We start from the raw sequence: 25356 nt of genomic DNA on the forward strand, positions 1-25356 counted from the left end.
TATATGTGGAAGGGCGTTTTTTTTATTCAAATGGCTCTGTTAAAGTTTTATGTTGATAATAACGCTATTCTAGCGATGATTGGAGCAAAAGGCGGAGACTCCACGTCCGGCCGCGGAATACTTGCGATCCGCAGGCACAGCCGAGGAGGCTCTAGCACCGCCCCGTGGAACGCGTAGCCTTTTGCGGAAATCAACAGGGCGTTTAACACAGCCATTCAAATAAGACTCACAGTATTGGATTTGTAAAAACACACCCTCTGCCCACAGATAAGAATAATATGGTAATATTGTTAGTGAGTCCCTAACCGTATATAACGACAATGAGCTGCATATGCCAATGGAAACAAAAACGAGGATGTGTATTTGATGATAAAGATAGATAGTCTGATAGAGCAGAAAGCCAGAGAGATTGATTTTTCAGGTGTGGTCTATTTGGAGAACAATACAGGCACTGTATACAGCTCTGCCCATGGATATGCGAATCGGGCTGATAGATTAGTAAATAAAGTGGAAACTAAGTTCGGAATAGCTTCGGGCTGCAAGCTCTTTACCGCCATTGCCATATGCCGTCTGGTACAGGACGGAAAGTTGAGTTTCGAGTCAAAGTTGCAGGAAGTTCTGGAGTTTAGTTTTCCAAACTTTGATATAAGTGTCACGATCCATCATTTGTTAACGCATACCTCGGGAATACCGGATTATTTTGATGAAGAGGTTATGGAGGATTACGAGGATCTGTGGAAGAGCAGGCCGATGTATGGGATCAAGAGGCTGCAGGATTTTTTGCCTCTATTTCAGCAGGCTGACATGATGTTTTCACCCGGTGAGAGATTTCATTATAATAATGCGGGCTTTATTTTATTGGGATTGATTGTGGAACAAATCACAGGAAAAAGCTTTACTCATTATATAGAAGAGAGTATTTTCCTTCCTTCCGATATGAGAGGGTCCGGATATTTTTCTTTAGATAGTTTGCCTGCCAACACAGCGACAGGATATATCGACAACGACGATGGAACGTGGAGAAGTAATATTTACTCGATTCCAATTAAAGGCGGAGCAGATGGCGGGGCTTTTATTACAGCACCAGATATGGCGAAGCTTTGGAAAGCCTTGATGGAGCACAGGTTATTAAATGAAGAGATGACCACCCTGCTTCTGACTCCACATGTAGAAGTGGATGAAGAAGACAATTATGGATATGGAATATGGATCGAGAAGCAAAACGACAACATAGTGAAGTATCATATTATGGGATACGATCCTGGCGTAAGCTTTGCCTCGGGCTACTACCCGGCTTCAGGCAACATCCTTGTTATTCCGTCCAACAAGGCAGCAGGGCCGCATAAGGTGATGGCTGCTGTGGAAGAACTTTTGTAAAAGCAGACACTGGTGACGTAAAGTTTGTGCACCATTATAGATATTGGGAGGTTAGAGATGAAGTGGAAATTAAGAATACCAATGATGCTTTTTATATTGGGATTAGTTTCAGGGATCTATCAATATTTCCCTAATTTAATGATCTTTAAAGAATATTATCTTTTAAACAGCATCCAATACTTAGCATCAATAGGTGTACCAATATATTTCCTTGAGAAAACCGAGATGAATGAAAAAAAAGTGAACCTTTTAATAGGTATTGCTTTAATTTTTTCGGGATTACTAATAGATTCCTTGCTGGTAATTAGCTAATGGAAGAAAACTAAATTAGTAGCTAATATTTTATTAAAAAAGGAAGGAGTCTTCAAAGTACATGAGGAAATTATCCATTATCATCAGTACAGTCTTCCTAGCCTTTATAGCACTCATCATTTTTATCAATATAAAAACATCTGACACCATTATTTCAAAGCAATTTAATGAAGACACCATTATTAAAAGTGCCACTGTCACAAAGTATGCACCTTCTGAAGATGGGAATAGATTTGACGCAAAAATAGCTGAAGGATCAACTGAAGATGTAGAATTAATTAAAGAAATGGTAGAAAACTTCTCTGGATTATGGTTAAGACGAGAGGCTAATCCGACAGATAGGTGGCTTGGAGAATACAGTATTTCTGTTCAGGTAAGTAACGAAAAATCACCAGGTGTTTTAAAAACTGATTCTCTTTACATTAACTTTGATGACAGCAACCGGATAATCATTTCATCAGAAAATTCGGGCCACTATTATGTTCTAAACAGCCATGATTATTATGAGAAAATGGAAAATATTATAGGGAATTTAGAGTTGGAGTAATAATATGGTGGGAAGGTAACCTCGTGGCATTATCGTTGGTGAACTTTATTACTGCAGTAGAAAACAAAGCAACCCAAAAAAGCAGGACGGAAAAGTTTGTTCTCTTTCCGTCCTGCATTATTTTGTTTTTCTATTCAAACAAAGTATAGATAGTTTCATCTATAGATATATTTTTACCTTCGAGTAAAATATACTCACTATGTTCATTTCCGTTTGTATCTCTCCAAGATGTCTTAACTTTAATCTGCTCAATCAAGGATTTAAACGTTTCTTTATCAAATTTTTCATACTTTAACACATGGTCATCAGGTAGCAAGGAGAAAGATTTGGATACACCCAATCCTTTTTCCTCGCCATCAGGAGAAAGGTTAGATGTACTAAATAAATTTGATGTGAAAAAGAAATTAGCGTGTAAGTAATGTATTAAATCCTCATTCAGAACAAATGTAACAGTTAAATCTAAAAGTTCGGATTTAGGTTCATCAAGTATGACTTCAAAATTAATAACGTCCCTGTCTTCTAATAAGCTCTTAAATATTTTCCCTTGTATGTTGTAATTATCACTTTGCGATTGAAATTGATTTACTGGTCTTTTCTCTAGTTCAATGGCTATGCTCTCCATATCCTTATGTTCAGTATTTACATCAGTGCAACCTGAAACAATGAATAGAACTAGTATGAACGATGTTGTGAGAATTTTAGCAAGCTTAGTTTTCATTGTAGTTTATACGCCCCCCAGTACCATACATAATTTTCTTTACTGCGGCTTATAGTGCATAAGGTTTGCACCTATAGATTAAAAGTAGACCAATGAAGGTAAAAGTATCACTTATCTACAAATTTTACCATAAAACACCATGTTGCTGGGGATTTCTGTAACAAAATAAATATTATTATAAAAAAGGCGGGATAGAGTGAAGAAGAGTAACAGTGTGTTAAAACTAATGTTGATTTCATTAATTATACTATCTGGCTGTATTCATGAAGAAACTAATAAGAGGGATCACTTGGTCCTTAATGGAGAAAGTGAAAACTGGAACTTAAACGGGTATGAAGTGGAGATTTCAGCGGAGAACTTTAAAGCAGGTAATGGTATTTTACAGATGAAAAATCAAAATGAATATAAATCGGATTTTTTTCAATTCAGGACTTATGCAGCCATCTCTAATCAAGATACACTAGTTCACAGTGGGTCGGTCTCGGGTGATAGCATAAATATTGCAGAAAAATCAATAGGAACAATAGAAGGTGGAGCATATTTAAATGAAGAAGGTGTCCAAATTACACTTGGTGATATAAGTGAGATTTATATGATTGTAGAGTGGTGGGATACAAGTGAAAAGGAAAACGTGAAAGAGAGAATAGACTTATACTAGTGCTTCCACTGTTAAATAGGGGGAGCCATTCGTTTATTCACACTGAATAAAGATGACATAAGAAAAAGGAAGTGCGTTCTGTGAATAAAAAAGATAGTGGGAAAGTCGCATTCTTAGGTGTGGGTATTGCGATAGGAGTTGCACTTGGGGCAGCATTTGATCAGCTGGCTCTTGGTATTGCTTTAGGAACATTTATTGGAGCTGTGATTGATTGGTTTAGACATGTTCAAAATAAAGATAGATAAGTAACGGGATACTGATTTGGATTTTGATGGTGGGCGGTTTTCGTTTTGTTGCTTAGCATATGGTTTAAGGAACCTCATGAAAGTCCGGATTATTAATGAGATGTGAAGGTTGTTAGATGAAAATAGGTAAAGTTGTTAGATAGATGGGGAAAAGTAGCATGAATGATTACTATATCCCTTATTTATACCGTTTGTGAGAGGGGAAAAAGCGCTATTTTGCCACCTGCTCTAATAAAAAAGCCAATTTCCTATTAAAAAAAGGCTGTTTTCGCAAAATTTGATGCTTCAGCACAGTTTTAATACTCACTTACATTCTCCCCCCAAAAAAATCAAAACGCCTGGATTAAATTATCCAAGCGCTTCTATTTGTATTCAAAAATTATCACGATAACTTTTTAGCCTTCCTAAACCGCTCGCTTTCATCAACCCAGCCCTCATAGTCCTCTGTATGAATGAATAGTGTTTTGCCGTATTCGGTTGATTCGATCAGTGCCTTTACTTTCCCACGCTTATGATCATGATTGTTCAAATCCAGTTCTTTAGCTATGTCATCAAAAATGGAGAGGATCAGCTTTTCTTCGACCTTTGTTGGATGAACAACGGAAAGACCGATTCTTTCCACCTCATCGCGATAGAATCGATAGTTATGATGGGTGTTAGATTCAAGGAACTGATGGATGATCTCTTCTGGTGGACGGCTGCTTTCATTTCCAATAAGAATTGGGGCATAAGTTCTTATCTGAGCGACAGTTCTTTCGGCATGCCCGATCAGCAGAGGGTGAACTTGACTTTCAATCAGTGCATGTAACGGCTTCGTTTCAACTTCGCTATTACTCATACTTGCACTAGTCATAAAATAATTCATATCCCGCCAGCTAATATTCATCCCGTTGTTAATACGATCATTGCGTACAGACGGATCAAAAGGGCTTAAGCTTGCCTGCTTGGTCATAACAAGCTTGCTTGCCCCCAAGCTCAGCAATGTCCCAGCACTATGGGCAACTGTCGGGATGATAATCTCAAACTCTTTGAAGTACTGTTTAATCATATTTACTATATTAAAAGCCGTGGTTGTATCGCCACCGCCGGTTCTTAGAAAAAGGGATAATCGCCCTGGTTCCTCTATGGCCTCCAGGTGTCTGGCCAAAGGTTCTAAAACATCTTCCTGCATACCGCTTACCAAAAGGATAATACTAGAGTTCCTCAAGCTTTCCAACGATTTAATATCTTGTAATCTCATCTTTCTCCCTCCACTTTATAGGCTTGTCCATAGGCACGAGTTATTATCTGTATATGCTGAAAAAACAGAGCCTAGAACCTGCCCGTCCGTATTAATATCGTCCAAAAAGTGGAGATATAAAACTAGGGATAAAGAAAATATGTATTAGCGGTACTGGTAATTTTAACCACAGCTTCAGAAATAGTCAAAATAGATAATACTACCTATTTTGTGTATATAGTTTAGCTAAATGTTGAATATACTAATCTTTGAGTTTATAATTATACATATATATTAATAATTATAAACAGGGGGCATTAATAATGAAGAAGGTCATGTTAGTAACAACATTAATATGGATGGTGGCAGTGTCAGCGGTTTCCGCTGCCAATGGAGCTTCTTTGGTACATAAAAAAGGGTCACTATCCTATGAGCATGTTCAGTATCTGTCTGAAACAATCGGTGCCCGTGTAGCTGCTTCGAGTGAAGAAGCCGAGGCAAAGGAGTATATAAAAGCTCAATTCGATGAAATGGGTTATGAAACGAATGTTCAGGATTTCTCCTATGTACGCAGAGGAACCTCGCACGATTCCGCCAATGTGGTGGCATTTAAACCGGGTAAAAGTCAAAAAGTATTAGTTGTAGGAGCGCACTACGACTCTGTAGCAGTTGGAAAAGGTTCAGATGATAATGCTTCTGGTGTTGCTGTCATGCTTGAAGCTGCTGAAGTCTTGAAAAAGATACCTACACCATATAGCATTGTGTTTGTGGCATTTGGAGCGGAGGAAGTCGGACTGCAAGGATCCAACTATTTTGTCAGTCAAATGAGTCAAGAAGATATTCAGAATACAATCGGAATGATCAATCTGGATAGCTTAGCTGCAGGAGATTATATGTATGTTCATGGGAGTCTGGGTGAGGAAGGATTCTTGCGTGAGCAAGCCCTGGCGATTGCTGAAAAGAAAAAATTGGACCTTCGCATTAACGAAGGATTAAATCCTGATTACCCTGCTGGAACAACTGGTGATTGGAGTGATCATGCTCCATTCCATAATGCGGGAATTCCCTATGCTTATTTCGAATCAACAAACTGGGAGATCGGGGACCAGGATGGATATGAGCAGACTGAAGAGTATGGCGGAATATGGCATACCAGTAATGACACGTTGAAATTCATTCAACAGGCCTTCCCTGGCAGATTGGAAGAAAGACTATCAACCTATTCTACTGTCCTGATTGACTTGTTGAAATTCACCAACAAAACAAGCACATCCAAAACAAATTAAGTCGGAGTCATTTATGCTCCCCTTTAGGTAGTCTGATGCCTAAAGGGGAGTATTTTTTATGCAAAAAAGAAGACACCGAATAGCCAAAAAGCAACTTGGAGTTTTGTTGTTTGTAAGAGTAAAATTCCTAAAAAAACTAACAATAATGGAACATCCATGCAATTTTTTAAAAGGAGAAGATGAATTTGAGGAAACTTTGTTTAAAGTTAACCATTCTGTTGATGTCCTTTTCTTTGTTCTTTGTAACCGTGGAAGCACAGGCAAATGGAACCGAGTGCAGAGAAAATGAGTGTTTTAGTCAAGCGGAAGTACAGCTTAAGGGCGAATTAAGGAAGCTCTGGATTGACCATACGATATGGACAAGGAATTATATTGTAAGTGCCATAGCAGGAATGGAAGATCAAGAAAAGGTACTGGAAAGGTTATTGAAGAATCAGGAGGATATCGGAAATGCAATAAAGCCTTATTATGGGGACAGTGCAGGTAACAAGCTGACTGAATTGCTGAGAGATCACATTCTTATTGCAGGAAAGTTAGTGGCCGCAGCAAAAAGTGGAGACCAGGCTAATGTTGAGAAGTACAATACAGAATGGTATAAAAACGCTGATGATATTGTTCAGTTCCTCAGCAGTGCTAATCCGAATTGGACGAATGCTGCATTACAAGACTTATTGTATACGCATTTGAAAATGGTCACAGATGATGTGATGGCAAGAATTAAAAAGGATTGGGATGCAAGTATTATCGCTTTTGATCAAGGAGAAGACCATATTATAGTACTGGCTGACGCGCTTACAGAAGGCATTGTGAAGCAATTCCCCGATAAGTTTTAAAGCATAAATATAACCGAGTATAAAAATGAACCTTTTATACTCGGTTTTTCTGTGCAATTTATCCCCCAAAAAAGAAGTCAATAACATTTGAGGCAGTGGAGGTTTCTTTGTTATAGAATTCCGAGTAACCACAGTTTTTGCAAAACACAACAATAAAGCGATTGTGCTGAATATCAAACATTTTGGACAGCCCTGTACCCGTTGTAGCAATCTCTTTTGTGCCGACACTGTTAGAACCGCATTTTATACAGCCTTTGCCTTTGTTCTCCATTAAACATTCCCCCTGGTTATTAAGAATGTACTCTACATGGTAATACGTATGCAGAGGGGGAAGGTTTCACAATCGCATTGTAGGTCCTTGAAAAAATGCAAATCCCATAAGCGTGCCTGAAACCGTGTGCTTGCATTGGGGAAGATGTGCGAGGTGGAGACCGATCTTACAAATTTGAAATTGCTCTTATGTACAAAAAGGGAACAGCCAAAAGCCGTTCCCTCCACTGCATGAGAAGTTTTAGTAGCCGTAGCCAAATCCAGGGCGTCCGTAGCCGAAACCAGGTCCCCCGTAACCAAATCCAGGGCGTCCATAACCGAAACCAGGTCTCCCGTAGCCAAATCCGGGACGTCCATATCCGTAGCCATAGCCAAAGCCAGGTCTTCCGAAACCATAGCCATATCCAGGGTAGCCAAATCCTGGCCTGCCATACCCAAACCCAAACCCGCCTGTTGCAGCCCCGGCTGCTCCGAGAAGCGCAAGAGGGAGAATTCGTTGATCTTGTTCATAGTGAGAACCTGCATAATTGTCATACATACATTACATACCTCCTTAATTATTCTGCATATTGTATGTGGGTGGGCTTTATTAAGTGTAGAAGGTAGGGAAGGAGAAAAAGAAAAAACCGCTTCACCGCGATCGTCGCAGGAAACGGCTTTTTTATTCGTTGTGTTAGAGTTTAAAACCTTGGCGCTCTTGGATTATCCTCCACACTCCAGCCTTCATATAAACCTACATCATCAAATGCACCAAGGAATGCATTAAATTCCTCACTGCCTTCACCATAAAGATCGATTGCAGATTGCAGAATTGCTTCACGGAACTCTGCGAAGCTTGCATCATAATGCAGATAGTCATAGGCACGATACCAAGTATCCGCTACTACGTCACGACCCATGCCATATTCTTCGGCTACAAGGAAAGCGGAGTGTTGAAGAATTGTACAGTTAATGTGTACGCCGCCGTTATCCATGTTGGAAGGGAGGTAGTAGTACTCATCCATATGTGCTGGGTAGCGTCCTTCCCCATCAATGCTGTAAGGGAAGTATACGGCACCTACAGGGAACTTTCCAGGGTCTTCACTGCTGCGCAATGCTGTTCTGCCATTTTCCAGCCACGCTTCCCCGATGATGTCCTCTCCGATTTCCCAGTTGCTGTCGTCTACAAGTGCTGCAAATGTATCAGAGTACGCTTCATTGATAGCTCCTGTTTCAAAACGGTAACGCAAGCCACCATTATAGTGGGTGATGCCATGGGTCATTTCGTGGGCGGTAACATCAAGGGATGCAAGTGGGATGAACTGCTGGCCATCTCCGTCACCATAGGTCATCATTGCGATGCCATTGCTCCAGAAAGCGTTGTTGTACGCCGTCCAGAAGTGAACTCTGGAGCGGATTGCCATGCCGTTGCCATCAAGCGAGTTGCGTCCATGGTTGTTCAGGAAGTAGTCGTATACGATACGGGAGTTGGAGTGTGCATCAACTGCCGGACCCTGTCCAACCGTCTCCCATGAACTGCTGTCGCCGCTATATTCTACATCCTTCCAAGAAGCGCTTTTATTTGAATATAACCAAATTTGGTTGGAGGTATTTTTCATATTGTACGTTAAGATCCCATCCATCTGAGTGGATCTGTAATCGGCAAGATAGAACTGTGCACCTGTCCCGCTATCCGGAACGTTTCCATGAGAAAGGTTGAGCAGCTTCGTAATTCCGTTTGTTCCTAGACCAGATCCTCTTGACGGCTTCAGTTTGCTGGCATTTTCAATCGCCTTTGGATTCGGTCCTTTTTCCGATTTCAGGGCAGCTGTCCCTTGAGCAATCTCCTCTCCCATCACATCTTCAAAAAAGCCAAGGCCTGTGACGGCATTGTATTGATCCAATACCTTTCCATTTTTTGCATCCACATATACATACCAGTTGCCTGGCTCTCCTTCAAAAAATTCAAGGTTGATACGGTATGCGAGGTGGTAGTTTTCATCGAGCGGATAGATAACCAATTCGGAGGTTTCAAAAGGAACATCCGCTGGCGCATTTACTGCAAGTTTTGCTTCACTCACCGCTTCTTTTGCCTGAATCGCTGGTGTAGTGTCAATATCGAGGGAGTCTAATTTCACATCATAGTTGCCGTTAACAGTTGTTACTACGTTTTCGTCATTAAAATGGACATTAAGTTCGTTGCGGTCAACCGGGACGCCGTTCTTCGTTTGTTGAAGACGGACATGTGTCATCCCTAGAGCGTCTTTTGTGGTTTTTACTTCTTTTAGATCTTTTTCAGGATTGTTCATTTTGAAGAAATCTTTATGCTTGCCTAAGAACTTTTTCGCACTTTGTGCATTCCCATTAGCATGTTTCTCGGATAAGATTCCTGCAACAAAGGATGGTGGCCCTTGCTTGCCTTTATTGTCGACCACTCTTACTTTTCCCTTACTTTTGAACTCCTGCAATGAGTTCGCTGCCTCAGATGGTCCCCCTGAAAAAAGACCGGAGAAAATCAGAAAAACTACTGCTGCCAAAATAAAAATTTTCTTCAATTGCAACCCTTCCCCTCTAACTATTTTGTGTTGCGAAATTATCGGGTTCCGATATTTCGACAATCTCATCGTAGAATAGGGAAGTGAATATGTAAACAGACTATTCAGACTATTTTTCAACTCGCCTTCCTTCCTAATCAAGGGATTGCATGTAAAATGACAAGTTTCGCTATGACTTATGTTGCATTAACGTAATAAAGTAGGTGGGAATATAACACTATTTTTTATAAAACCTGTCTCTGATAAAGGAAAAAGATAGCCTTAAATTAAATAGATAGAAGGATAGATTTTTATTCAAGTACATGTCCCATAGGTGAATAGCACTAAAAAATACAATTTTTTCTAGAAATCTATCAAAATAAATAAAAAATATTCAAAAAACAATTGGATAAATGCTAAAATAAAGCAATCAATTTTTTTCAAGGAGGGATGCTAGATGACAAAAACACTAGAAACGACAAGGCTGACTCTCCGTCCGATGCAACTCGAGGATGCGGAGCGGATTGAGGAGTTGGCAAGCGACTATGAGCTTGCGAAGACAACGTTGACGGTACCGCATCCTTATCCAATAGGCGGTGCAAAGGATTTTATCGAGCGGATGGGTGGGGCAAAGGACATTGTGACATTTGCCATCATAGATAAAGAAAAGGAAAGTCTGATTGGTCTTATTTCCAATAAACTGACACCTGCCTATGAGCGGGGAGAATTGGGCTATTGGATCGGCCGTCCATACTGGGGCCAAGGGTATGGCACAGAAGCGGCAACGGCAGTAATAGAGCATGGGTTTACCGATTTAAAGCTCAATAAAATTTTCGCAGGGGCATATGCCGATAATCCAGGCTCTTGGCGCATCATGGAAAAGGTGGGCATGAGCTATGAAGGAACGTGGAAGCAGCATGCAGTAAGGTTTGGAAAATACGTAGACCTGGTATACTATGGGCTGTTAAAAGAGGATTACAAAAAATAGCAGTTTAAGAGTTGGTGAATAAATGAAAAGCTGGAAATATTCCATTCTACTCCTCGCTGGGATCGGAGTGTCCTATTTAGGAAGTTGGATTTATCTTATTGCGATTAATCTTTCTATACTCAATCTTACAGGTTCGGCTGCGGCTGTTGCTGGGCTATATGTAATCCGACCGATTGCGATCTTAATTACAAACACCTGGGCAGGAAGTGTCATTGACCGGGTGAATAAAAGAAAGCTGATGATCGGAGTCGATGTTATACGCGGTCTGCTCGTGTTTCTCATTCCCCTTATTGAATCGCTTTGGTTTATCTACTTTATTTTACTGCTGATTAATATAGCGGGTGCTTTTTTTGGACCAAGCTCTTCGGTGTACATAACGAAATTGATTCCTGCTGAAAATAGAAAACGCTTTAACTCACTTATGAGCATGGCTGGTTCCGGCGCTTTCTTATTGGGCCCGGCGATTGCCGGCGTGCTTATCATGCTTTTCGGGACAGACTTATGCATTTACATTAATGCAGTCACATTCCTTGTTTGTGCATGGTTCATCTACCTGCTGCCGGATGTGGACACCGAGGTAAAAGAGAAGCGGGACCCTGTAACATGGAACATGCTCGTTGGAGACTGGAGAACGGTGAAAAGATTTGCTAGGGGTGCCTCCTATTTTGTGATTGTTTATCTCTTATTTCAAGGAGCGATGCTGACTGGCTTTGCACTAGATTCACAAGAGGTTACTTTTATTAAGCAGCATTTGATGCTGTCGGATCAGGATTATGGATGGATTGTAAGTTTAACAGGACTCGGTGCACTTGCAGGAGCAGCGGTAGCGGCCATGATTTCCCAAAAGGTGCAGCTTCGGTACTATATTGGTGCAGGAATGTTTTTCACTTCCGTTGGTTATCTTATGTTTTACGCCTCCTTTGATTTTCTGACTGCCACATTGGCTTTTGTGTTCTTAGGATTTTTTATGGCATTTGCGAATGCAGGCTATGCCACCTTTTTTCAGCAAAATGTACCGGTGGAGATAATGGGGAGGTTCGGAAGTATTGCTGATATGCTGCAGGCAATGGTTCAGATTATGTTAACCTTAATTTTAGGGGTAGCAGCAGATTGGTTTTCCTTACAAGTTGCGTGTATAGTGTTTTCCATCAGTGGAGTATTTCTAGCCGCAGCCTTACTAGTAACAGTTCTACGCCCATCTAAAAAGGAGTATTTTGAAGAAAGTAAAGGAGTGGTTTTATGATTAAAATAGAAGATTTTCATCATATCAGTTTATCCGTAACAGACATTGAGGCATCGAAGCATTTCTACGGGAAGATCCTTGGGTTCGCCGAGATAAAGCGACCTGACTTTGGCTTTCCGGGAGCATGGTACCAGATTGGAAGTGCGCAGCTTCATCTTATTCAAAACAGCAAAGCGGAAACACTGCGGGAGAGCAGCAAGCTCGACAGCAGGGACGGGCACTTTGCTATCCGGGTGAAAAGCTATGACCAGACACTGCAATTTTTAAAAGAGAATAAAATAGAGGTTTTGGAAAAACCCAACAGTAAAAGTGGATTTGCCCAAATTTTTTGTAGTGATCCCGACCATAACCTCATTGAGTTTAATGTAGAACAAAGTTAAGGAAGGAGCGAGCGGAATGACAAGCCGTAAACCGATTTTAAAAGATTTTCCATCCGAATTTACAACAGACCGCCTAGTAATCAGAATGCCGATGCCTGGAGATGGAGCAGCTGTTCACCAGGCGATCACGCATTCCTTGGCTGAGTTAAAGCCTTGGATGCCATTTGCCAACAAAGACCAGACTGTGGAAGATGTGGAGGCAAATATCAGGGAAAGCTATGTCCAGTTCTTAAAAAGAGAGGATCTGAGATTACTAGTTTTTTTGAAAGAAACAGGCGAATTTGTTGCTTCGTCCGGTTTGCATCGAATAGATTGGGATGTCCCGAAATTTGAGATCGGCTACTGGATCGACACAAGGCACAGTGGAAAAGGCTATATAACAGAAGCGGTGGATGGGATTGGACGTTTTGCATTCGAGAAATTGCAGGCGAACCGTGTGGAAATACGCTGTGATTCGAAAAATGGGAAGAGTCGTGCAGTGGCAGAGCGAAACGGCTATACACTCGAAGGAATCTTACAGAATGATGACCGCGGTGTGGACGGAGAGCTTCGAGACACTTGTGTATATGCGAAGGTGCGGTAGATGAAGAAGCATGCACTTGTCATCGGTGGAACGGGTATGCTGGCGTTTTTTAATTGGAGTATTTGAAACTTGGGTGAAGCGGCCTAAAGTTATATGAGCCGTTCATGGGCATGATTCCGTTTAGGGGGGAAGATTAATTCACCCCTAAATTAGACATTTATAGTAATAAACCGTTGTGTCTAATTTCCCATTTGCAGACTTCGCATAGTTAGGAATTCGACCAGCTTCGATGTAGTTTAGTGAGCTATATAGAAGATTGGATGGATCACCTTCTCTAGTGTCTAAAACTACGAGTGAACGATTGCTTTCTCTTGCTAGTTCCTCTGCCTTATTCATGAGCAAGCGAGCGATTCCTTTCCGTCGAACACTTGAATTTGTCATTAATTTTGCGATTTCACATCTATGACGAGCGTTAGGCTGAGGTGCTAAATGTAACTGGACGCTACCAACAATTACATTATCAAACTTGGCTACTACTAAAAAACTAGTCTGCTTTATTACAGATTCGAAATAAGCTCTAGCGTCCTCTTCGGATAAAGGTGGTAAAAACCCAATAGATGCCCCCTCATTAACCACTTCGAGTAGCAATTCAGTGAGCTGGCTTAACTCACTACCGCTAAGCGTATCCATTATTTCAATACTTATTTCTCCATTCATTTCATTCACCTCATATAAAATGATTTTATTAACTCTTTTAAAATAAAAGAAGAAATTGAAATTTACAACAATAATGGAAGATAACTTAACACAAATTCGTTCAAAAGAGGTGAAAATAAAAGGAATCTAATAAATGTCCTTCCCTTAATTTCAAGATTCTTTGATACCAATAACCCTCACAACTTTCCTCTTCAGTGAAGCAGTTCGCTCATTTAAACATATTTATTGATGCCTTTAAACCGCTCAATCGTCAATTAAGGCAGCAGGATGTTATCATGATATCCACTGTATTTAAGGAAATGCTGTATTAGAGGGTGAAGTGAATATCCTTAATATATAGGAATTCTCTTCCGTTCAACTAAAGCAAAAGGACACTTCCCAAACATTCTTTGTTAAAATAGGTCTGTAGATACGTCTAGTAAACTAGTATACTTTCAAGCTTGACCGCAAAAAGGAGTTTAGCCTATGCACAGATTGATGCTTGTGGAAGATGACACACAGTTAAGTGAGCTCATTTGCGCCCACTTGGAACGGTATGGGTATGAAGTTCACCTGCCAACGGATTTTCAAAATGTCCCAGAAGAATTTTCAAAAATTCAACCGGACCTTGTCCTTTTAGATATTAATCTGCCTTATTATGACGGCTATTTTTTATGCAAAAGCATTCGCCAGCAGTCAAAGGTGCCGATCATCATTATTTCCGCCAGAAGCTCCGAAATGGATCAAATTATGGCGATTGAGCTGGGAGCGGATGACTATATTACCAAACCATTTACGTTTGAGATCTTGCAGTCTAAGGTGAAGGCCGCAATTCGGAGAGCCTATGGGGAGTATGCGGTACAGGATATCAATAAAGTGTCTGCAGGGGCACTATCCCTTGATACACATACCCTTGTTCTCACTTATCAGGATGATAGAATGGAACTGAGTAAAAATGAATATAAGCTGCTAAAAAAACTCATGGAACAGTATAACGCCTATATTCCAAGAGAGGTTCTTATTGAAGAAGTATGGGATGCGCTGACGTTTGTGGATGACAATACCTTGACTGTTAATATGACGCGAATCAAGCAGAAGCTCTCTGCCCTTGGATTGCCAAATGCGATTAATAGTAAAAGGGGAGTTGGGTATATGCTTGCTCTCGGCGGTGAAGCGGATGACTAAGCCTATTTTCAAAAGGTATCTAAAGGATCGCGCGCTGCTTATTCTCTTTTACCTGCTAAATATGCTGGCAGTGGTTACGTTCTTTCATCTGAGTGAACCGGCGAATACAGAAGTTTTATATCCTCTCTCGCTCGGGGCATTTTTATTAGCGGTATACCTTGTCATCGATTGGTTCCGCTATTTTCCAGCGAATAAATCACTCGAGAAGGTGCTCGATGATCAGCATTCGGAATACAAGCCAGATACAGAAGAACAGAAAGCTTTCCACAAAGTGATCCGCAAGATGCAAGGTGAGCATTCGAGAGAAATCGCGGAACTGAGGGGACAGAATAAAGAGCGGCTTTATTTTCTCTCCCACTGGATGCACCATCTCAAGACCCCGGTGTCGGTGATGGACCTGATTATTCAAAAGGAAAAAGAAACACTGGAAGATCTGGAGGTACTGGAGAAAATCCAACTGGAGAACAAACGATTACATACAAGCATTGAACAGGGACTGACAATGATTCGAATGGACAGCTTTGAGAATGACCTCGAGGCGGGTTCAGTTGACCTCCTAGCTTCACTAAGAAAATTAATTAATACGAGAAAAAGCGAGTTTATCTATCATTCTCTTTTTCCTGCGATCGAGTGTGAGGAGGAAGTGGTCCGCATTATTACGGATTCAAAGTGGAATGAAGTAATGCTCGATCAGATTCTTTCCAATGCGATAAAATATTCCGGCATGAAAGAGGGCAGCAAGAAGCTGCGGCTCACCGTTAGAAGGGATGGACGGGAAACGCTGCTTTCCATTATCGATGAAGGGGCAGGTATACCCACCTATGATTTGGAGCGGGTTTTTGAGCCATTTTTTACCGGGGAAAATGGGAGAAGGTTCCGAAACTCGTCCGGTATCGGCCTTTACTTGTGCAGAAAAATTGCTGATAAGCTGCATCACACCATTACGATAGAATCGGAAGTTTCCACAGGAACCAGCGTCACCATCCGCTACCTTACAAAACTGTAAGGTATTTTTAGTAGCAAGAATGGATACGAGAAATGCAACCTTGTAGGATTAGAGAGAGAAGAGGGGGCATGAAGATGACAGAACCAATTTTAAAAGCAAGCAAGCTAGTAAAGATATATGGAGAAACAGGTGGGGAAGGCGCAACAAAGGCGATTGATGGAGTGGACCTTTCAGTGGAAAAAGGAGAGTTCCTTGCGATCATGGGGCCATCGGGAAGTGGGAAGACGACGTTGCTCCATCTGTTAAGCGGCATTGACAAACCTACTTCAGGGCAGGTCAGGATTAGGGGCTTAGAAATCAGCGGTATGAGCGGAGAGGAATTGGCAATTTTCCGCAGAAGGCAGCTGGGGTTTGTTTTTCAGGATTTTAATCTGCTTGACAGCTTAACGGTGAGGGAGAATATCCTTGTGCCGATGGTGTTGGAAAAAAGGGACGCTTTTGAGATGGAGGAAAAAGTAAAAGAGCTTGCTGATTTGTTTGGAATCAATAACATTCTAAGCAAATATCCATTCAAAATATCCGGCGGGCAGCAGCAACGAACGGCGGTGAGTCGTGCGCTTGTGAATGATCCGAGCATTATTTTTGCTGATGAACCAACAGGTAATCTCGATTCAAAATCATCCTCGGTCATCATGGAATGCTTTGAAAAAATAGTAGAGGAGCTTCAAACGACCGTACTGGTGGTGACACATGATGTGTTTGCGGCGAGCTACTGTCGCAAGGTGGTCTTTATAAAAGATGGTCATATTGATTCCTATATAGTGAGAAAAGGAGATAGAAAAGAGTTTCTTGATCAAATCATGGATAACCTTGCCGTCCTTGGAGGCAGAAGCCATGACCTTTAATCAGCTTGTTTGGAAGATGGCGCATGGGAATAAGGGGAAATATCTTTTCTACTATCTTTGCAATAGCTTCGCTGTCTTGTTCTTCTTTATGTATGCAACGGTCTATTTTAATAAAAGAATCGTGGAGGTTAAGGAGCTGGAATCGATCCAGGATGCACTTGCCATTCCAGGGGTTGCCCTCATAGTTTTTACCATCTTTTTCATCAACTATGCTCACAAAATTTTTATGAGAAGAAGGCGAAAAGAGTTTGGCCTTTTGATGACATTAGGCATGTCGAACAGGGATATCGTAAAACTCTTGCTAATCGAGAATGGAGTTATGGCAGCAGCCTCCATTGCCACCGGTATTCTGGCAGGTACCGTCTTTTCGCGCTTATTCTTTTTGCTGTTGATGAACAGTGCCGGCATGGGGCAGGTGCCGTTTCACCTTTCAGCTGAGATGTTCATCTATTCTGTTGGTACATTCCTGCTCGTATTTCTCGTATCTGTCGGAATCACGCTGTACCTGACACTTTTCCGAACACTCAGTGACAGCCTGAAAAGTGACCGGACAGCCGATACCATCAAGCTGAGAAGTCCGATGCTTGGAGGAGTCGGAGTGGTCCTTGTCATTGGCTCGGCCTTGCTGCTTTATTTTACCTATTTGAACGAATCAAATCCGGGTGGCGATGGATTTGCGCTCTGGATATGTACCCTCACACTAATATGTGGGCTGTATCTCGCACTCTCCCAATCGATGAGCTTTTTCATCAGAATGGCCATGAAAAATAAACCCTTTTATTACCGAAAGCTTTTGTTCCTGACGAGCATGGAAAATAAATTTAAACAGCTTACCGCGATCTTGATGCTTGTGACGGTTATGGGAATGGTCACTATCTTCTATAGCACTTTGCTGCTGTTTATCTATCAATCTACCGAAAAACAGGTGCTGAATAGCAATCCATATGATGCCGCGTTTGTAGAGAGCGAAACGAAAAATGTTCTTTCAGAGCAGGAGCTATTCACCCTTTTCGAGGAGAAGGATAGTAGCATTAAAGAACACCTAACCTTGCAGTTGTTTGACCATCACAGGCAAGATCGGTATTGGGAGGATGTTTTCCACCGTTTCACTTTTATGCCATTGTCGGATTTCAACAGAATTGTTGGGCAGGACCATACAGTGGACGAGGGTGAATACCTATACTTTCTTAATCAACCTCCAGAATTTTCCGGCGGAATCCCTGATTTCGAAAAGGGAATATCGCTCAACGAACAGCAGCTGAGTTTAACTCTGAAAGACACCATTGTGGTGAATCGCATCAACTTTCTCAGTTATGTACACACTGATTTTCTTGTTGTCAGCGATGAGGATTATGAGAAAATAAGGAATGAGCTCTCAGGCGATGAGTTAAAGATTCATCTAATAAATGTTGAAGACTGGAAAGGGTCAGCTGCTGCAGTGGAGGAGTTGGAGCGTAGATTGATGCTATACAATGCATCAACTGCTCCTATTAACACAGAGTATTTCTTGAATAACACAGAAGAGGAGCTCTTTGGACCTGCTTCTAGAATAGCCGATTACAATCACCAAAGAAGTTCCGGTGGAATCATGTTTTTCGTCTCCACCTTTATAAGCGTCCTATTTTTCTTCGGCTCCTTCATTCTGCTCTACCTGAACATCTTTTCCAATAAGGATCAGGATAAAGTGAAGTTTCAGAAGCTGTCTAGAATCGGAATCACCAAAAAGGAAATCAGGCGTCTGATCGCAAGCGAGTTGAAGGTGTTGTTCTTCTTCGCCCCACTGCTCGGTTCGGCAATAGCGTTCCATTACATTGTTGTCTTTGCCAAGGATGTAGGAGGAATCATGGAGAACCCAGTTTTTTTCCTCCATTTCTTCACCATTTCCGGCATCTATCTGTTAATACAAACATGCTACTATTTTTATGCTAAAAGAAAAATGCTGCAGCATGTGATAAAAGAAGAATAATTCAAGTGGAGGGGATTCCCTCCCAAAGGAGAGAACGAATTGAAAAAAGACTTCGATCAGGCACACCGTTTCAGCAGCCTTCACCGTAAGGAACTGGAGAAGGATAAGGTTTGTGGCTGTTTTTATTGCTTAAAGATCTTCAGCCCATCAGAGATTCATGAATGGTGCGATGATGGGAGAACGGCCCTTTGCCCTTATTGCGGAATAGATTCGGTGATTGGGGAGAGTTCGGGTTATTCTGTTACGGAAGAGTTTTTAGAAGGGATGCATAAGGTGTGGTTTTAGGGTGCTTGGAGGGGGAATGTATCTACAATTTTTAGCGAACCGGGCTAATTAGTGGGAGAAAGCTGTGCGTTTTGTGACCGATATGTTAAATCTCCAAGTTCTTCAGGTAATTTAGGGTTGGATACCATACATGTGGCTATAACGGGGTGGTAAAAAAATACTCTAAAGTCCGAGAAAGTCTGATTTTGGTCAGACTTTCCTGCCTCTAAAAATTATTTGATCCAACTTTGTGATTTATAATCCAACTTTTCATTTTATTGTCCAACTTTTGAATTTATAAGCCACTTTTTCATTTTATAAGCCATTTGAGGCAATATAAATGCCATTCGACACATACCGACAAATTATGTACCGCCACCACCAACTAAGGCAAAACCATAAGCAATAAAATTTCCTTCCAAAGGGGTGAGCACAATAACTAAACAAAGAAAAGTAACGCCGAACTATCTTATTCTGATGTCTGTTATGTTTGGCTTCATTGTTATTATGCATAGCATTCTAGTCATATACACCCCGCATACATTTATAAGAGTTATAAACTTAATTGCTATCATTTTTCTATCAGCAGCTATAGGGGCTTTTATTAGAGAAGTATTTATTTTAAGGAAGAAATGATTGTTTCATAGTCAGTATGTATTGAAAAGTGTGATCACAGAGATTGTACATTTGTTCACTTTTAGAGGTTTCCATAAAATATTCGCGATTCCGAAATGGGCACTTTTCCGAAACAAGGAAAGTGTCTTTTTTGAGAAAAAAGGGTTGAGATGAAAGACATACTTTGAAATAATTGGTATTAAGCATGATGAAGGCTAAAGCGTCTAGAGAAAAATGTGAATGTTTTCAATTAGGAGGATCTAAGAAATGAAAAATAGTAGAAATCTTTTAACACTAATGTTAATAGCGGCATTAGTTATCATGGCTGCTTGTGGGAACTCTTCTGATGAGTCAGGTGCAAACATGGACAACCAGACTCAAAACAATAGTTCAACTCAAAGCGCAAATGAGGAATCTGCTAAAGAAGATGCAGCAGAAACTGCTTCCAATACTGAGAGCACTGATGCAGAAACTGAAGCTAATGAAAAAGAGGATACATCTGCAAAAGAAGAAGACTCGGCTACTAATAATACTGAAGATAGTCTAAAGGAAGAATATCTCGAAAAATTAAATGATGCTAAAAAAGAAACGGAAGAATTGGAAGCGACAGATACATCAACCTACGCTCTGAAAAAGGTGGAAAATGATAGATGGGAGATTTGGGATAGATTGCTGAACGAGATTTATGGAGTTTTACAGGAACAACTTTCGCCAGAAGAGATGGAACAATTAAGAGAAGAACAGCGGGAATGGTTACAATATCGAGATGATACTGCATTGGAAGCATCACTGGAATATAAAGGAGGCACCCAAGAACACCTGGAATATGTAGCTGTGCTTGCAAATCTTACTGAAGAAAGATGCTATGAGCTGGTTGATAATTATATGAAGTGATTACTTACTTAAACAACTACATCAACCATTCCTTCTATAGAAGGTGCACAATTAGTCTTTGAAACTGTCAGAGGCGGATAACTACTATTTGTTGCCGAACCCACAATCCAATGGAGGTTACTATGAAAACAATCAAATTAGGTTTTTTAATTGCACTTTTAATGATAATGGTAAGTTGTTCGAATTCAAATGAAAAATTTACATATGAGGAAGAGTTAATAAATGCATTAGATAATTCTGGGATAAATTATTATGAGGAAATTATTCATTACGAAATTAAAGATAATTTTATCATTGGATTTTATACGGCAGATAATAGTATATTCCACACAATTTATGATTTATCTTCAGATTCAATAGAAAATATTGGTCGTGGAGGTAGTGTTGATAAGGATGGTGGAATAGTAATAATTGAAAAGAATCAGCATATGCCGTCTCACTTATCCTATTTTAATAGTAATAACCCTGTTGTAGAGAAAGTAGAAGTTAGAGGGGAACCTGCTAAGAAAATAAGTTATCAAGATTTATCGTTTTGGATTATTTTTAGCGATGAACCTATAGCTGAAGATGATCTTATTGCATATGACGAGCAAGGAAATCAAGTGACTCTGATGCAATGAGTTAATTGCTATTATTATTCAATTAAGCTCTCCGTTTGTTCAACTAACATAGTCGCGTCTTATGCTAACGGGAAGAAGAGTTTAACAAGCCACTCCATTTCTTTATGAATAGGGGGAGGAGTTAAATGGAATTGGTAAGCAGGATAAAAAAAAGATACAGAAAAAGTAATAATTTCTTATTAGCTTTAAAATTGATTTTAGATGCTTTTGCAATGTACTTTGTTCTTCGACTTTTAATCGTATCTATTGGAGGGTTAGTGAGTTCGGGTAACTCAACTGTTGACCCGAGTATATTTATTTTTGGTATGTTTTTTACTGCTGGGTTATCTAACAGTGTTGAACTTATTGAAATGTTATTTAACAAAGAAAAAGAAGATTTCACAATAACACTTATAATTACAATCTTCCTCCTGGGTGTCTCTTCTTATTGGTTATTGGTATAAAAACGTATTTCTGAATCATACGTTTTTAAACAAACGGAGGCCTTAGTGGAAAAAGCTGTAGCTTCTGTGACAGTGCTATCGGAGAGAATACTTTTAAGTAGTATTATTTGCAGTAATTAGAAGAGGGGTTTTACATATAACTGGTGTTGTCGTTACGTGGGAAGAGGACGGGCAAAGGACAAATACATTACTATTCTAATCTTCCCAATAAAAAATAGCATCCAGCACTAAGTACTGATTTGGTCTGCGATACACTGTTGGGATTTTAGTTTGAAATGGTAAAGGTTGATTTAACTTTTCATCTTCTAAAAGTTCATAATCAAATTCTTCTAATGCCTGTTTTAATTTTTCTGCTATTCTATGAAAGTTCTTATTTATAGCTAATCGGTGGGTACCATCTAGTAACGTCCCATACGCTCCACCCACTTCTTCGTTTGTTTCCATGCGAATGGTTTTATGTCGTTCATCTTCCCCCATGATTGCTACAGCTGCTAAGCGGCTAATATCTATGATAATTCCGTTTGTCTTAGTCTCTTGCATTCCGTATTTCTCGGTAACGACAGTAACATCTTCCTTTCGATAGCAAAAAAATTCCACAAAGGAAGCATAGCCACTGCCAAAATGATTCCACTCTGCCTCACAAATTAAATTGGGAATCCGGTTTAAGCGATGAAATAACCGTCTTATATGGGCTTCAATTTCTTGATTGTTATATGTATTATAAGGAAACGTGTCCCCGGTGATTTTACCTTCTATTAAGGCTTGTAATTGTTCGTTGGAAAACATCATGTAACACCTCACGGATTTTAGGAATGCTTAAGGCATACTAGATACTACTAAATGGATCAATCCAGTTACTATAAGCAAAAACACCATAAAGGAAGTTGAATACAACACTAGTTTCCTTAGAAAGTTATTTTCATTAACTTGTTTATATGTGATTAAGCCAAACACAATCGAAACTAACCATACAGATACACCCCACGTGGAAAATAAGTACGGTGAATTTGCTATCCAGAATACAGTAATAATCAAATAAAACGTGATTAAAATCCAAGCGAATACTCTCATCTTTTCTCCCCGTTTCCTATGTAAGTTTATTTTTCCTAATAAAGCGATTGTAGATATGGTTTTAAGTAAAGAAGACGTTAACCATTACTAAGCCAACTACACAAACCCCATATAAAGACCATGCGATTCTCCTGTTTCCTTTTGGCACTTCCTTGTTTTTAAGTACCATAATAAGTTTATAAGTTAAAAATAGAATTGCTACGATTGAGACTACAAACAGGTCATTCATTTTATGTAACACTCCTTTATTATGGCTAAAAAGCTATCAATGTTCTTTTACCATCTACTCTTACTTATAAGAATACACCAAAATAAGGAATTTATCGTTATTAGTTTTACACTTAAAGAGTAGCTTTTTAAGTTAAAGGCTCTTTAAACGCCGCTGTTGATTTCCGCAAAAGGCTACGCGTCCACGGGGCGGTGCTGGAGCCTCCTCGGCTGCGCCTGCGGGGTCTCCAGTCTACCGCTATCTCCCGTTGGAGTCTCCGCCTTTTGCTCCAATCATCGCTGGTGAAGAACTATTATCTACACTCATCTTTAACATAGCCAAATTAAAAAGGACAAGAGCACGCCAGCAATGGAGGTATCGTGTTCTACTACATAAGAGCAACAATCAATCTGAATATAGGATACAAAAAATGAAACTTTCAGAGCGTCTCATACGTTTTACCTATGTAAGTAAAAGTTCGAGTAGATAGGATGATTCCGTATGAAAAAAACTAGTAAAATATTGATGACTGTATTGGCCACCTTATTGCTTCTAGCAGGCTGTCAAACTTCTCCATTTGAAACGATGGTTTTGTTGGACGAAACGTTGGCAGAGGTAAATGTAGCAAAGTCGGAGGGTGCGGGCGATATGAACCTGATTCTCCTGCACTCGTTTGATGATAAAGAAACCGTGGCGTTTTTTAAGGAAGCTATCACGACTGCCAGAAATGTCGGGGACTCGCCTCTGGAAAATCCGGATTATGACGTTATGGTAGAATACAAAGCAACGGAAGAAGGTTCTTTACCGGCGCACGGAATTCATTTATGGCTCGGTGAAGCGGATGAAAAGAGCTATTTTATGTACATGATTGGCGACGAAGTGTATGAAACATCCGCAAAGACAACCAATCGGATGAGAGCGTATATTTTGGAAAGTGGGGAGGAATAAAAATCCCTAGTAAACTAGTAATTTAGTAAAAGTACAAAAGGAGCTGGCAAGTTTGGAAGTTATTAATGGAAACAAAGTACAACTTAAGCCTGTTGAACAAGAGGATTTACCGGTTCTTTGGAATCTTATTTATGGTGAGGAAGAGCCGGAGTTTAAGAAATGGGATGCACCGTATTTTCCTTTAAAGCGGGTGGAGTATGAAACCTATGTAGAAAGGATGAGCGGGGATATTGAAAAAGGACTTGATTCTCAACGGCTTATTGTGGTGGGTGGGGAAATCATCGGAAGTGTTACCTACTACTGGGAGCATGAGCCGTCTAACTGGATGGAGCTTGGCATCATCATCTATCTTCCGAAGTATTGGAACGGCGGGTATGGGACGGAAAGCATCAAGCTTTGGACTACCCACCTTTTTAGAAGCTTTCCAAACCTTCCGCGTCTCGGCTATACCACATGGTCCGGGAACAAGCGGATGATTCAGGTCGGTTTAAAGCTTGGCATGCAGGAAGAGGCGCGCATTAGAAAAGCGAGATTCTATAATGGCGAGCGCTATGATTCGGTGAAGCTTGGGGTGCTGCGTGAGGAATGGGAAGAGATGTATGGGGAGTAAGGTAGAAATGGAAGCAGCGGCGTTGAATTTGAAACATACATTGACTCTATTTATTAATGAAAATAGCATTCCGGAAGGCAAGCTGGATATGGTGATAAGAACCATGCTGAGTAACATTGGTTCAACAGATTCAGAGCTGCGGGATGAACTTATCTATATTGCGTTTGGAAAACTGATCACTCAAAACATGCTTACCTCCTTGCAGGAACAGCATATTCTTGCAGCTTGTTTAGATGAGGAACATCTTTTTTACAAGATTGGTGAGACGGAGACGGATTCAGTATTTACTCGTTCCTTTTCTGCGCTGGTAATCGCACTGCAGCTTAATAAAGATAGAGTTGCAGGGACCTTGCCTGAGGAGCTAGTGGAACAGGCTTTAAGCAGCAGTATTCTTTACTTGCAAAAAGAGGTGGACACAAGAGGGTTCGTTGATGGAAAAGGGTGGGCGCATAGCATTGCACATGGGGCAGACCTTCTGACCGCAGCAATCAAGCATCCCTCCTTCAGTATGGATTTGGCAGACAGTTGCTTAGCTGCCATACAGTGTTGCTTATATAAAGAAGCGATTTACATAGACGACGAGGATGAACGATTGGTTTTTGCGGTGGAGGCTCTTTTGGAAAAAGGCATGTCAGAGTCTGTTTTGAAAAAGCTAGCGCATCAACTTTCCGGTAGGCTCGATGAACTACATAAGGGGGATGGTTTCTCGATAGGTTATTTTAACAAACGCAGAAATGTGGTCAGTTTTCTTCGGTCGTTGTACTTCCGATTGGCTTATGGTGATACTGCATCTAATCTTAGAAGGTGTTTGATTGAAATCATGAAGGATAAGCATCTGCAAGTTTATAGATAGGTAGCACATCGACTAGAAAG

General features: G+C 40.5%; 31 protein-coding genes. 22 read left to right on the forward strand and 9 right to left on the reverse strand.

Annotation, left to right across the window (positions count from 1 at the left end):
- The first annotated feature begins 366 nt into the window (after positions 1-366).
- The 3 genes from K9B36_RS11040 (at position 367) to K9B36_RS11050 (ending at position 2236) form a co-directional block, all read left to right on the forward strand.
- A complete protein-coding gene (locus tag K9B36_RS11040) occupies positions 367-1377 on the forward strand; it encodes a serine hydrolase domain-containing protein (protein WP_223702119.1) in 1011 nt (336 codons plus the stop codon).
- A 57-nt stretch (positions 1378-1434) separates the two neighbouring features.
- On the forward strand, positions 1435-1689 hold the full coding sequence (locus tag K9B36_RS11045) for a hypothetical protein (RefSeq protein WP_223702120.1): 255 nt from the start codon (positions 1435-1437) through the stop codon (positions 1687-1689).
- A 61-nt stretch (positions 1690-1750) separates the two neighbouring features.
- Positions 1751-2236 carry a hypothetical protein gene (locus tag K9B36_RS11050; protein ID WP_223702121.1) on the forward strand — a complete coding sequence of 162 codons (486 nt, stop codon included), beginning with the start codon at positions 1751-1753 and terminating at the stop codon, positions 2234-2236.
- 130 nt (positions 2237-2366) lie between these two features.
- Here the strand turns inward: K9B36_RS11050 and K9B36_RS11055 are convergent, their stop codons facing one another.
- Positions 2367-2954 (reverse strand): hypothetical protein, encoded by a 588-nt coding sequence (locus tag K9B36_RS11055; protein ID WP_223702122.1) that lies wholly within the window; start codon positions 2952-2954, stop codon positions 2367-2369.
- Between the two features lie 196 nt (positions 2955-3150).
- Here K9B36_RS11055 and K9B36_RS11060 point away from each other — a divergent pair, with 196 nt between their 5' ends.
- Positions 3151-3612 (forward strand): hypothetical protein, encoded by a 462-nt coding sequence (locus K9B36_RS11060; protein WP_223702123.1) that lies wholly within the window; start codon positions 3151-3153, stop codon positions 3610-3612.
- Between the two features lie 80 nt (positions 3613-3692).
- Positions 3693-3857, forward strand: coding sequence for a hypothetical protein (locus K9B36_RS11065; RefSeq protein WP_223702124.1), 165 nt, complete (start codon positions 3693-3695; stop codon positions 3855-3857).
- 382 nt (positions 3858-4239) lie between these two features.
- On the opposite strand, the gene K9B36_RS11070 is transcribed toward K9B36_RS11065, so the two are convergent.
- Entirely contained in the window at positions 4240-5097 is an 858-nt protein-coding gene (locus K9B36_RS11070; RefSeq protein WP_223702125.1) for an SDH family Clp fold serine proteinase, read from the reverse strand.
- A 302-nt stretch (positions 5098-5399) separates the two neighbouring features.
- On the opposite strand from K9B36_RS11070, the gene K9B36_RS11075 reads away from it, so the two are divergent.
- Together K9B36_RS11075 and K9B36_RS11080 are read left to right on the forward strand one after the other, a co-directional pair.
- The gene (locus tag K9B36_RS11075) at positions 5400-6362 is read left to right on the forward strand and encodes a M20/M25/M40 family metallo-hydrolase (RefSeq protein ID WP_223702126.1); all 963 of its coding nucleotides are present in this window, start codon (positions 5400-5402) and stop codon (positions 6360-6362) included.
- A 179-nt stretch (positions 6363-6541) separates the two neighbouring features.
- Complete coding sequence (locus K9B36_RS11080) at positions 6542-7195, forward strand: glycosyltransferase (RefSeq protein WP_223702127.1); 654 nt, start codon at positions 6542-6544, stop codon at positions 7193-7195.
- A gap of 58 nt (positions 7196-7253) precedes the next feature.
- Here the strand turns inward: K9B36_RS11080 and K9B36_RS11085 are convergent, their stop codons facing one another.
- The 3 genes from K9B36_RS11085 to K9B36_RS11095 all read right to left on the reverse strand — a co-directional run bounded on the left by K9B36_RS11085 (position 7254) and on the right by K9B36_RS11095 (position 9999).
- Entirely contained in the window at positions 7254-7466 is a 213-nt protein-coding gene (locus tag K9B36_RS11085; protein ID WP_223702128.1) for a zinc ribbon domain-containing protein, read from the reverse strand.
- A gap of 240 nt (positions 7467-7706) precedes the next feature.
- On the reverse strand, positions 7707-8003 hold the full coding sequence (locus K9B36_RS11090) for a hypothetical protein (RefSeq protein WP_223702129.1): 297 nt from the start codon (positions 8001-8003) through the stop codon (positions 7707-7709).
- Between the two features lie 142 nt (positions 8004-8145).
- Entirely contained in the window at positions 8146-9999 is a 1854-nt protein-coding gene (locus K9B36_RS11095) for a M4 family metallopeptidase (protein WP_223702130.1), read from the reverse strand.
- A 436-nt stretch (positions 10000-10435) separates the two neighbouring features.
- On the opposite strand from K9B36_RS11095, the gene K9B36_RS11100 reads away from it, so the two are divergent.
- From K9B36_RS11100 to K9B36_RS11115, 4 genes are read left to right on the forward strand one after another with little or no spacing between them, the layout of a single operon-like run.
- Positions 10436-10966, forward strand: coding sequence for a GNAT family N-acetyltransferase (locus K9B36_RS11100; RefSeq protein WP_223702131.1), 531 nt, complete (start codon positions 10436-10438; stop codon positions 10964-10966).
- A gap of 22 nt (positions 10967-10988) precedes the next feature.
- Positions 10989-12209 (forward strand): MFS transporter, encoded by a 1221-nt coding sequence (locus K9B36_RS11105; protein ID WP_223702132.1) that lies wholly within the window; start codon positions 10989-10991, stop codon positions 12207-12209.
- Positions 12206-12589: a VOC family protein gene (locus tag K9B36_RS11110; protein WP_223702133.1), complete on the forward strand. Its 384-nt coding sequence runs from the start codon at positions 12206-12208 to the stop codon at positions 12587-12589. Before K9B36_RS11105 ends, K9B36_RS11110 begins: the two co-directional genes overlap by 4 nt.
- 16 nt (positions 12590-12605) lie before the next feature.
- Positions 12606-13172 (forward strand): GNAT family N-acetyltransferase, encoded by a 567-nt coding sequence (locus tag K9B36_RS11115; RefSeq protein ID WP_223702134.1) that lies wholly within the window; start codon positions 12606-12608, stop codon positions 13170-13172.
- 144 nt (positions 13173-13316) lie between these two features.
- On the opposite strand, the gene K9B36_RS11120 is transcribed toward K9B36_RS11115, so the two are convergent.
- Complete coding sequence (locus K9B36_RS11120) at positions 13317-13829, reverse strand: GNAT family N-acetyltransferase (protein ID WP_223702135.1); 513 nt, start codon at positions 13827-13829, stop codon at positions 13317-13319.
- A 465-nt stretch (positions 13830-14294) separates the two neighbouring features.
- Between K9B36_RS11120 and K9B36_RS11125 the strand changes: the two genes are divergently transcribed.
- The 8 genes from K9B36_RS11125 (at position 14295) to K9B36_RS11160 (ending at position 21646) form a co-directional block, all read left to right on the forward strand.
- Positions 14295-14993, forward strand: a complete 699-nt coding sequence (locus K9B36_RS11125) for a response regulator transcription factor (RefSeq protein WP_223702136.1) — start codon at positions 14295-14297, stop codon at positions 14991-14993.
- Positions 14986-15999, forward strand: a complete 1014-nt coding sequence (locus K9B36_RS11130; protein ID WP_223702137.1) for a sensor histidine kinase — start codon at positions 14986-14988, stop codon at positions 15997-15999. Before K9B36_RS11125 ends, K9B36_RS11130 begins: the two co-directional genes overlap by 8 nt.
- Positions 16000-16073: 74 nt before the next feature.
- On the forward strand, positions 16074-16844 hold the full coding sequence (locus K9B36_RS11135) for an ABC transporter ATP-binding protein (RefSeq protein ID WP_223702138.1): 771 nt from the start codon (positions 16074-16076) through the stop codon (positions 16842-16844).
- Positions 16834-18810 carry an FtsX-like permease family protein gene (locus tag K9B36_RS11140; RefSeq protein ID WP_223702139.1) on the forward strand — a complete coding sequence of 659 codons (1977 nt, stop codon included), beginning with the start codon at positions 16834-16836 and terminating at the stop codon, positions 18808-18810. The genes K9B36_RS11135 and K9B36_RS11140 overlap by 11 nt, the downstream gene beginning before the upstream one ends.
- A 39-nt stretch (positions 18811-18849) precedes the next feature.
- Complete coding sequence (locus tag K9B36_RS11145) at positions 18850-19095, forward strand: cytoplasmic protein (RefSeq protein ID WP_223702140.1); 246 nt, start codon at positions 18850-18852, stop codon at positions 19093-19095.
- A gap of 861 nt (positions 19096-19956) precedes the next feature.
- Positions 19957-20583, forward strand: a complete 627-nt coding sequence (locus tag K9B36_RS11150) for a lysozyme inhibitor LprI family protein (protein ID WP_223702141.1) — start codon at positions 19957-19959, stop codon at positions 20581-20583.
- A 122-nt stretch (positions 20584-20705) separates the two neighbouring features.
- Positions 20706-21203 carry a hypothetical protein gene (locus K9B36_RS11155; RefSeq protein ID WP_223702142.1) on the forward strand — a complete coding sequence of 166 codons (498 nt, stop codon included), beginning with the start codon at positions 20706-20708 and terminating at the stop codon, positions 21201-21203.
- Positions 21204-21328: 125 nt separating this feature from the next.
- Entirely contained in the window at positions 21329-21646 is a 318-nt protein-coding gene (locus K9B36_RS11160; RefSeq protein ID WP_223702143.1) for a hypothetical protein, read from the forward strand.
- A gap of 195 nt (positions 21647-21841) precedes the next feature.
- Here K9B36_RS11160 and K9B36_RS11165 read toward each other — a convergent pair whose 3' ends face one another.
- From K9B36_RS11165 to K9B36_RS11175, 3 genes are all read right to left on the reverse strand, one after another.
- Positions 21842-22435: a hypothetical protein gene (locus K9B36_RS11165; RefSeq protein ID WP_223702144.1), complete on the reverse strand. Its 594-nt coding sequence runs from the start codon at positions 22433-22435 to the stop codon at positions 21842-21844.
- A gap of 27 nt (positions 22436-22462) precedes the next feature.
- Entirely contained in the window at positions 22463-22717 is a 255-nt protein-coding gene (locus tag K9B36_RS11170) for a hypothetical protein (protein ID WP_223702145.1), read from the reverse strand.
- Positions 22718-22778: 61 nt separating this feature from the next.
- The gene (locus tag K9B36_RS11175; protein ID WP_223702146.1) at positions 22779-22946 is read right to left on the reverse strand and encodes a hypothetical protein; all 168 of its coding nucleotides are present in this window, start codon (positions 22944-22946) and stop codon (positions 22779-22781) included.
- A 480-nt stretch (positions 22947-23426) separates the two neighbouring features.
- On the opposite strand from K9B36_RS11175, the gene K9B36_RS11180 reads away from it, so the two are divergent.
- The 3 genes from K9B36_RS11180 to K9B36_RS11190 are packed head-to-tail and all read left to right on the forward strand — an operon-like array spanning position 23427 to position 25336.
- Positions 23427-23873 (forward strand): hypothetical protein, encoded by a 447-nt coding sequence (locus K9B36_RS11180; RefSeq protein ID WP_223702147.1) that lies wholly within the window; start codon positions 23427-23429, stop codon positions 23871-23873.
- A gap of 52 nt (positions 23874-23925) precedes the next feature.
- Positions 23926-24483, forward strand: coding sequence for a GNAT family N-acetyltransferase (locus K9B36_RS11185; protein WP_223702148.1), 558 nt, complete (start codon positions 23926-23928; stop codon positions 24481-24483).
- Positions 24473-25336, forward strand: a complete 864-nt coding sequence (locus K9B36_RS11190; protein ID WP_223702149.1) for a DUF2785 domain-containing protein — start codon at positions 24473-24475, stop codon at positions 25334-25336. Before K9B36_RS11185 ends, K9B36_RS11190 begins: the two co-directional genes overlap by 11 nt.
- Positions 25337-25356: the final 20 nt, after the last annotated feature.

It is taken from the genome of Sutcliffiella deserti (assembly GCF_020037475.1).
Classification (GTDB): Bacteria; Bacillota; Bacilli; order Bacillales; family Bacillaceae_I; genus Sutcliffiella_A; species Sutcliffiella_A deserti.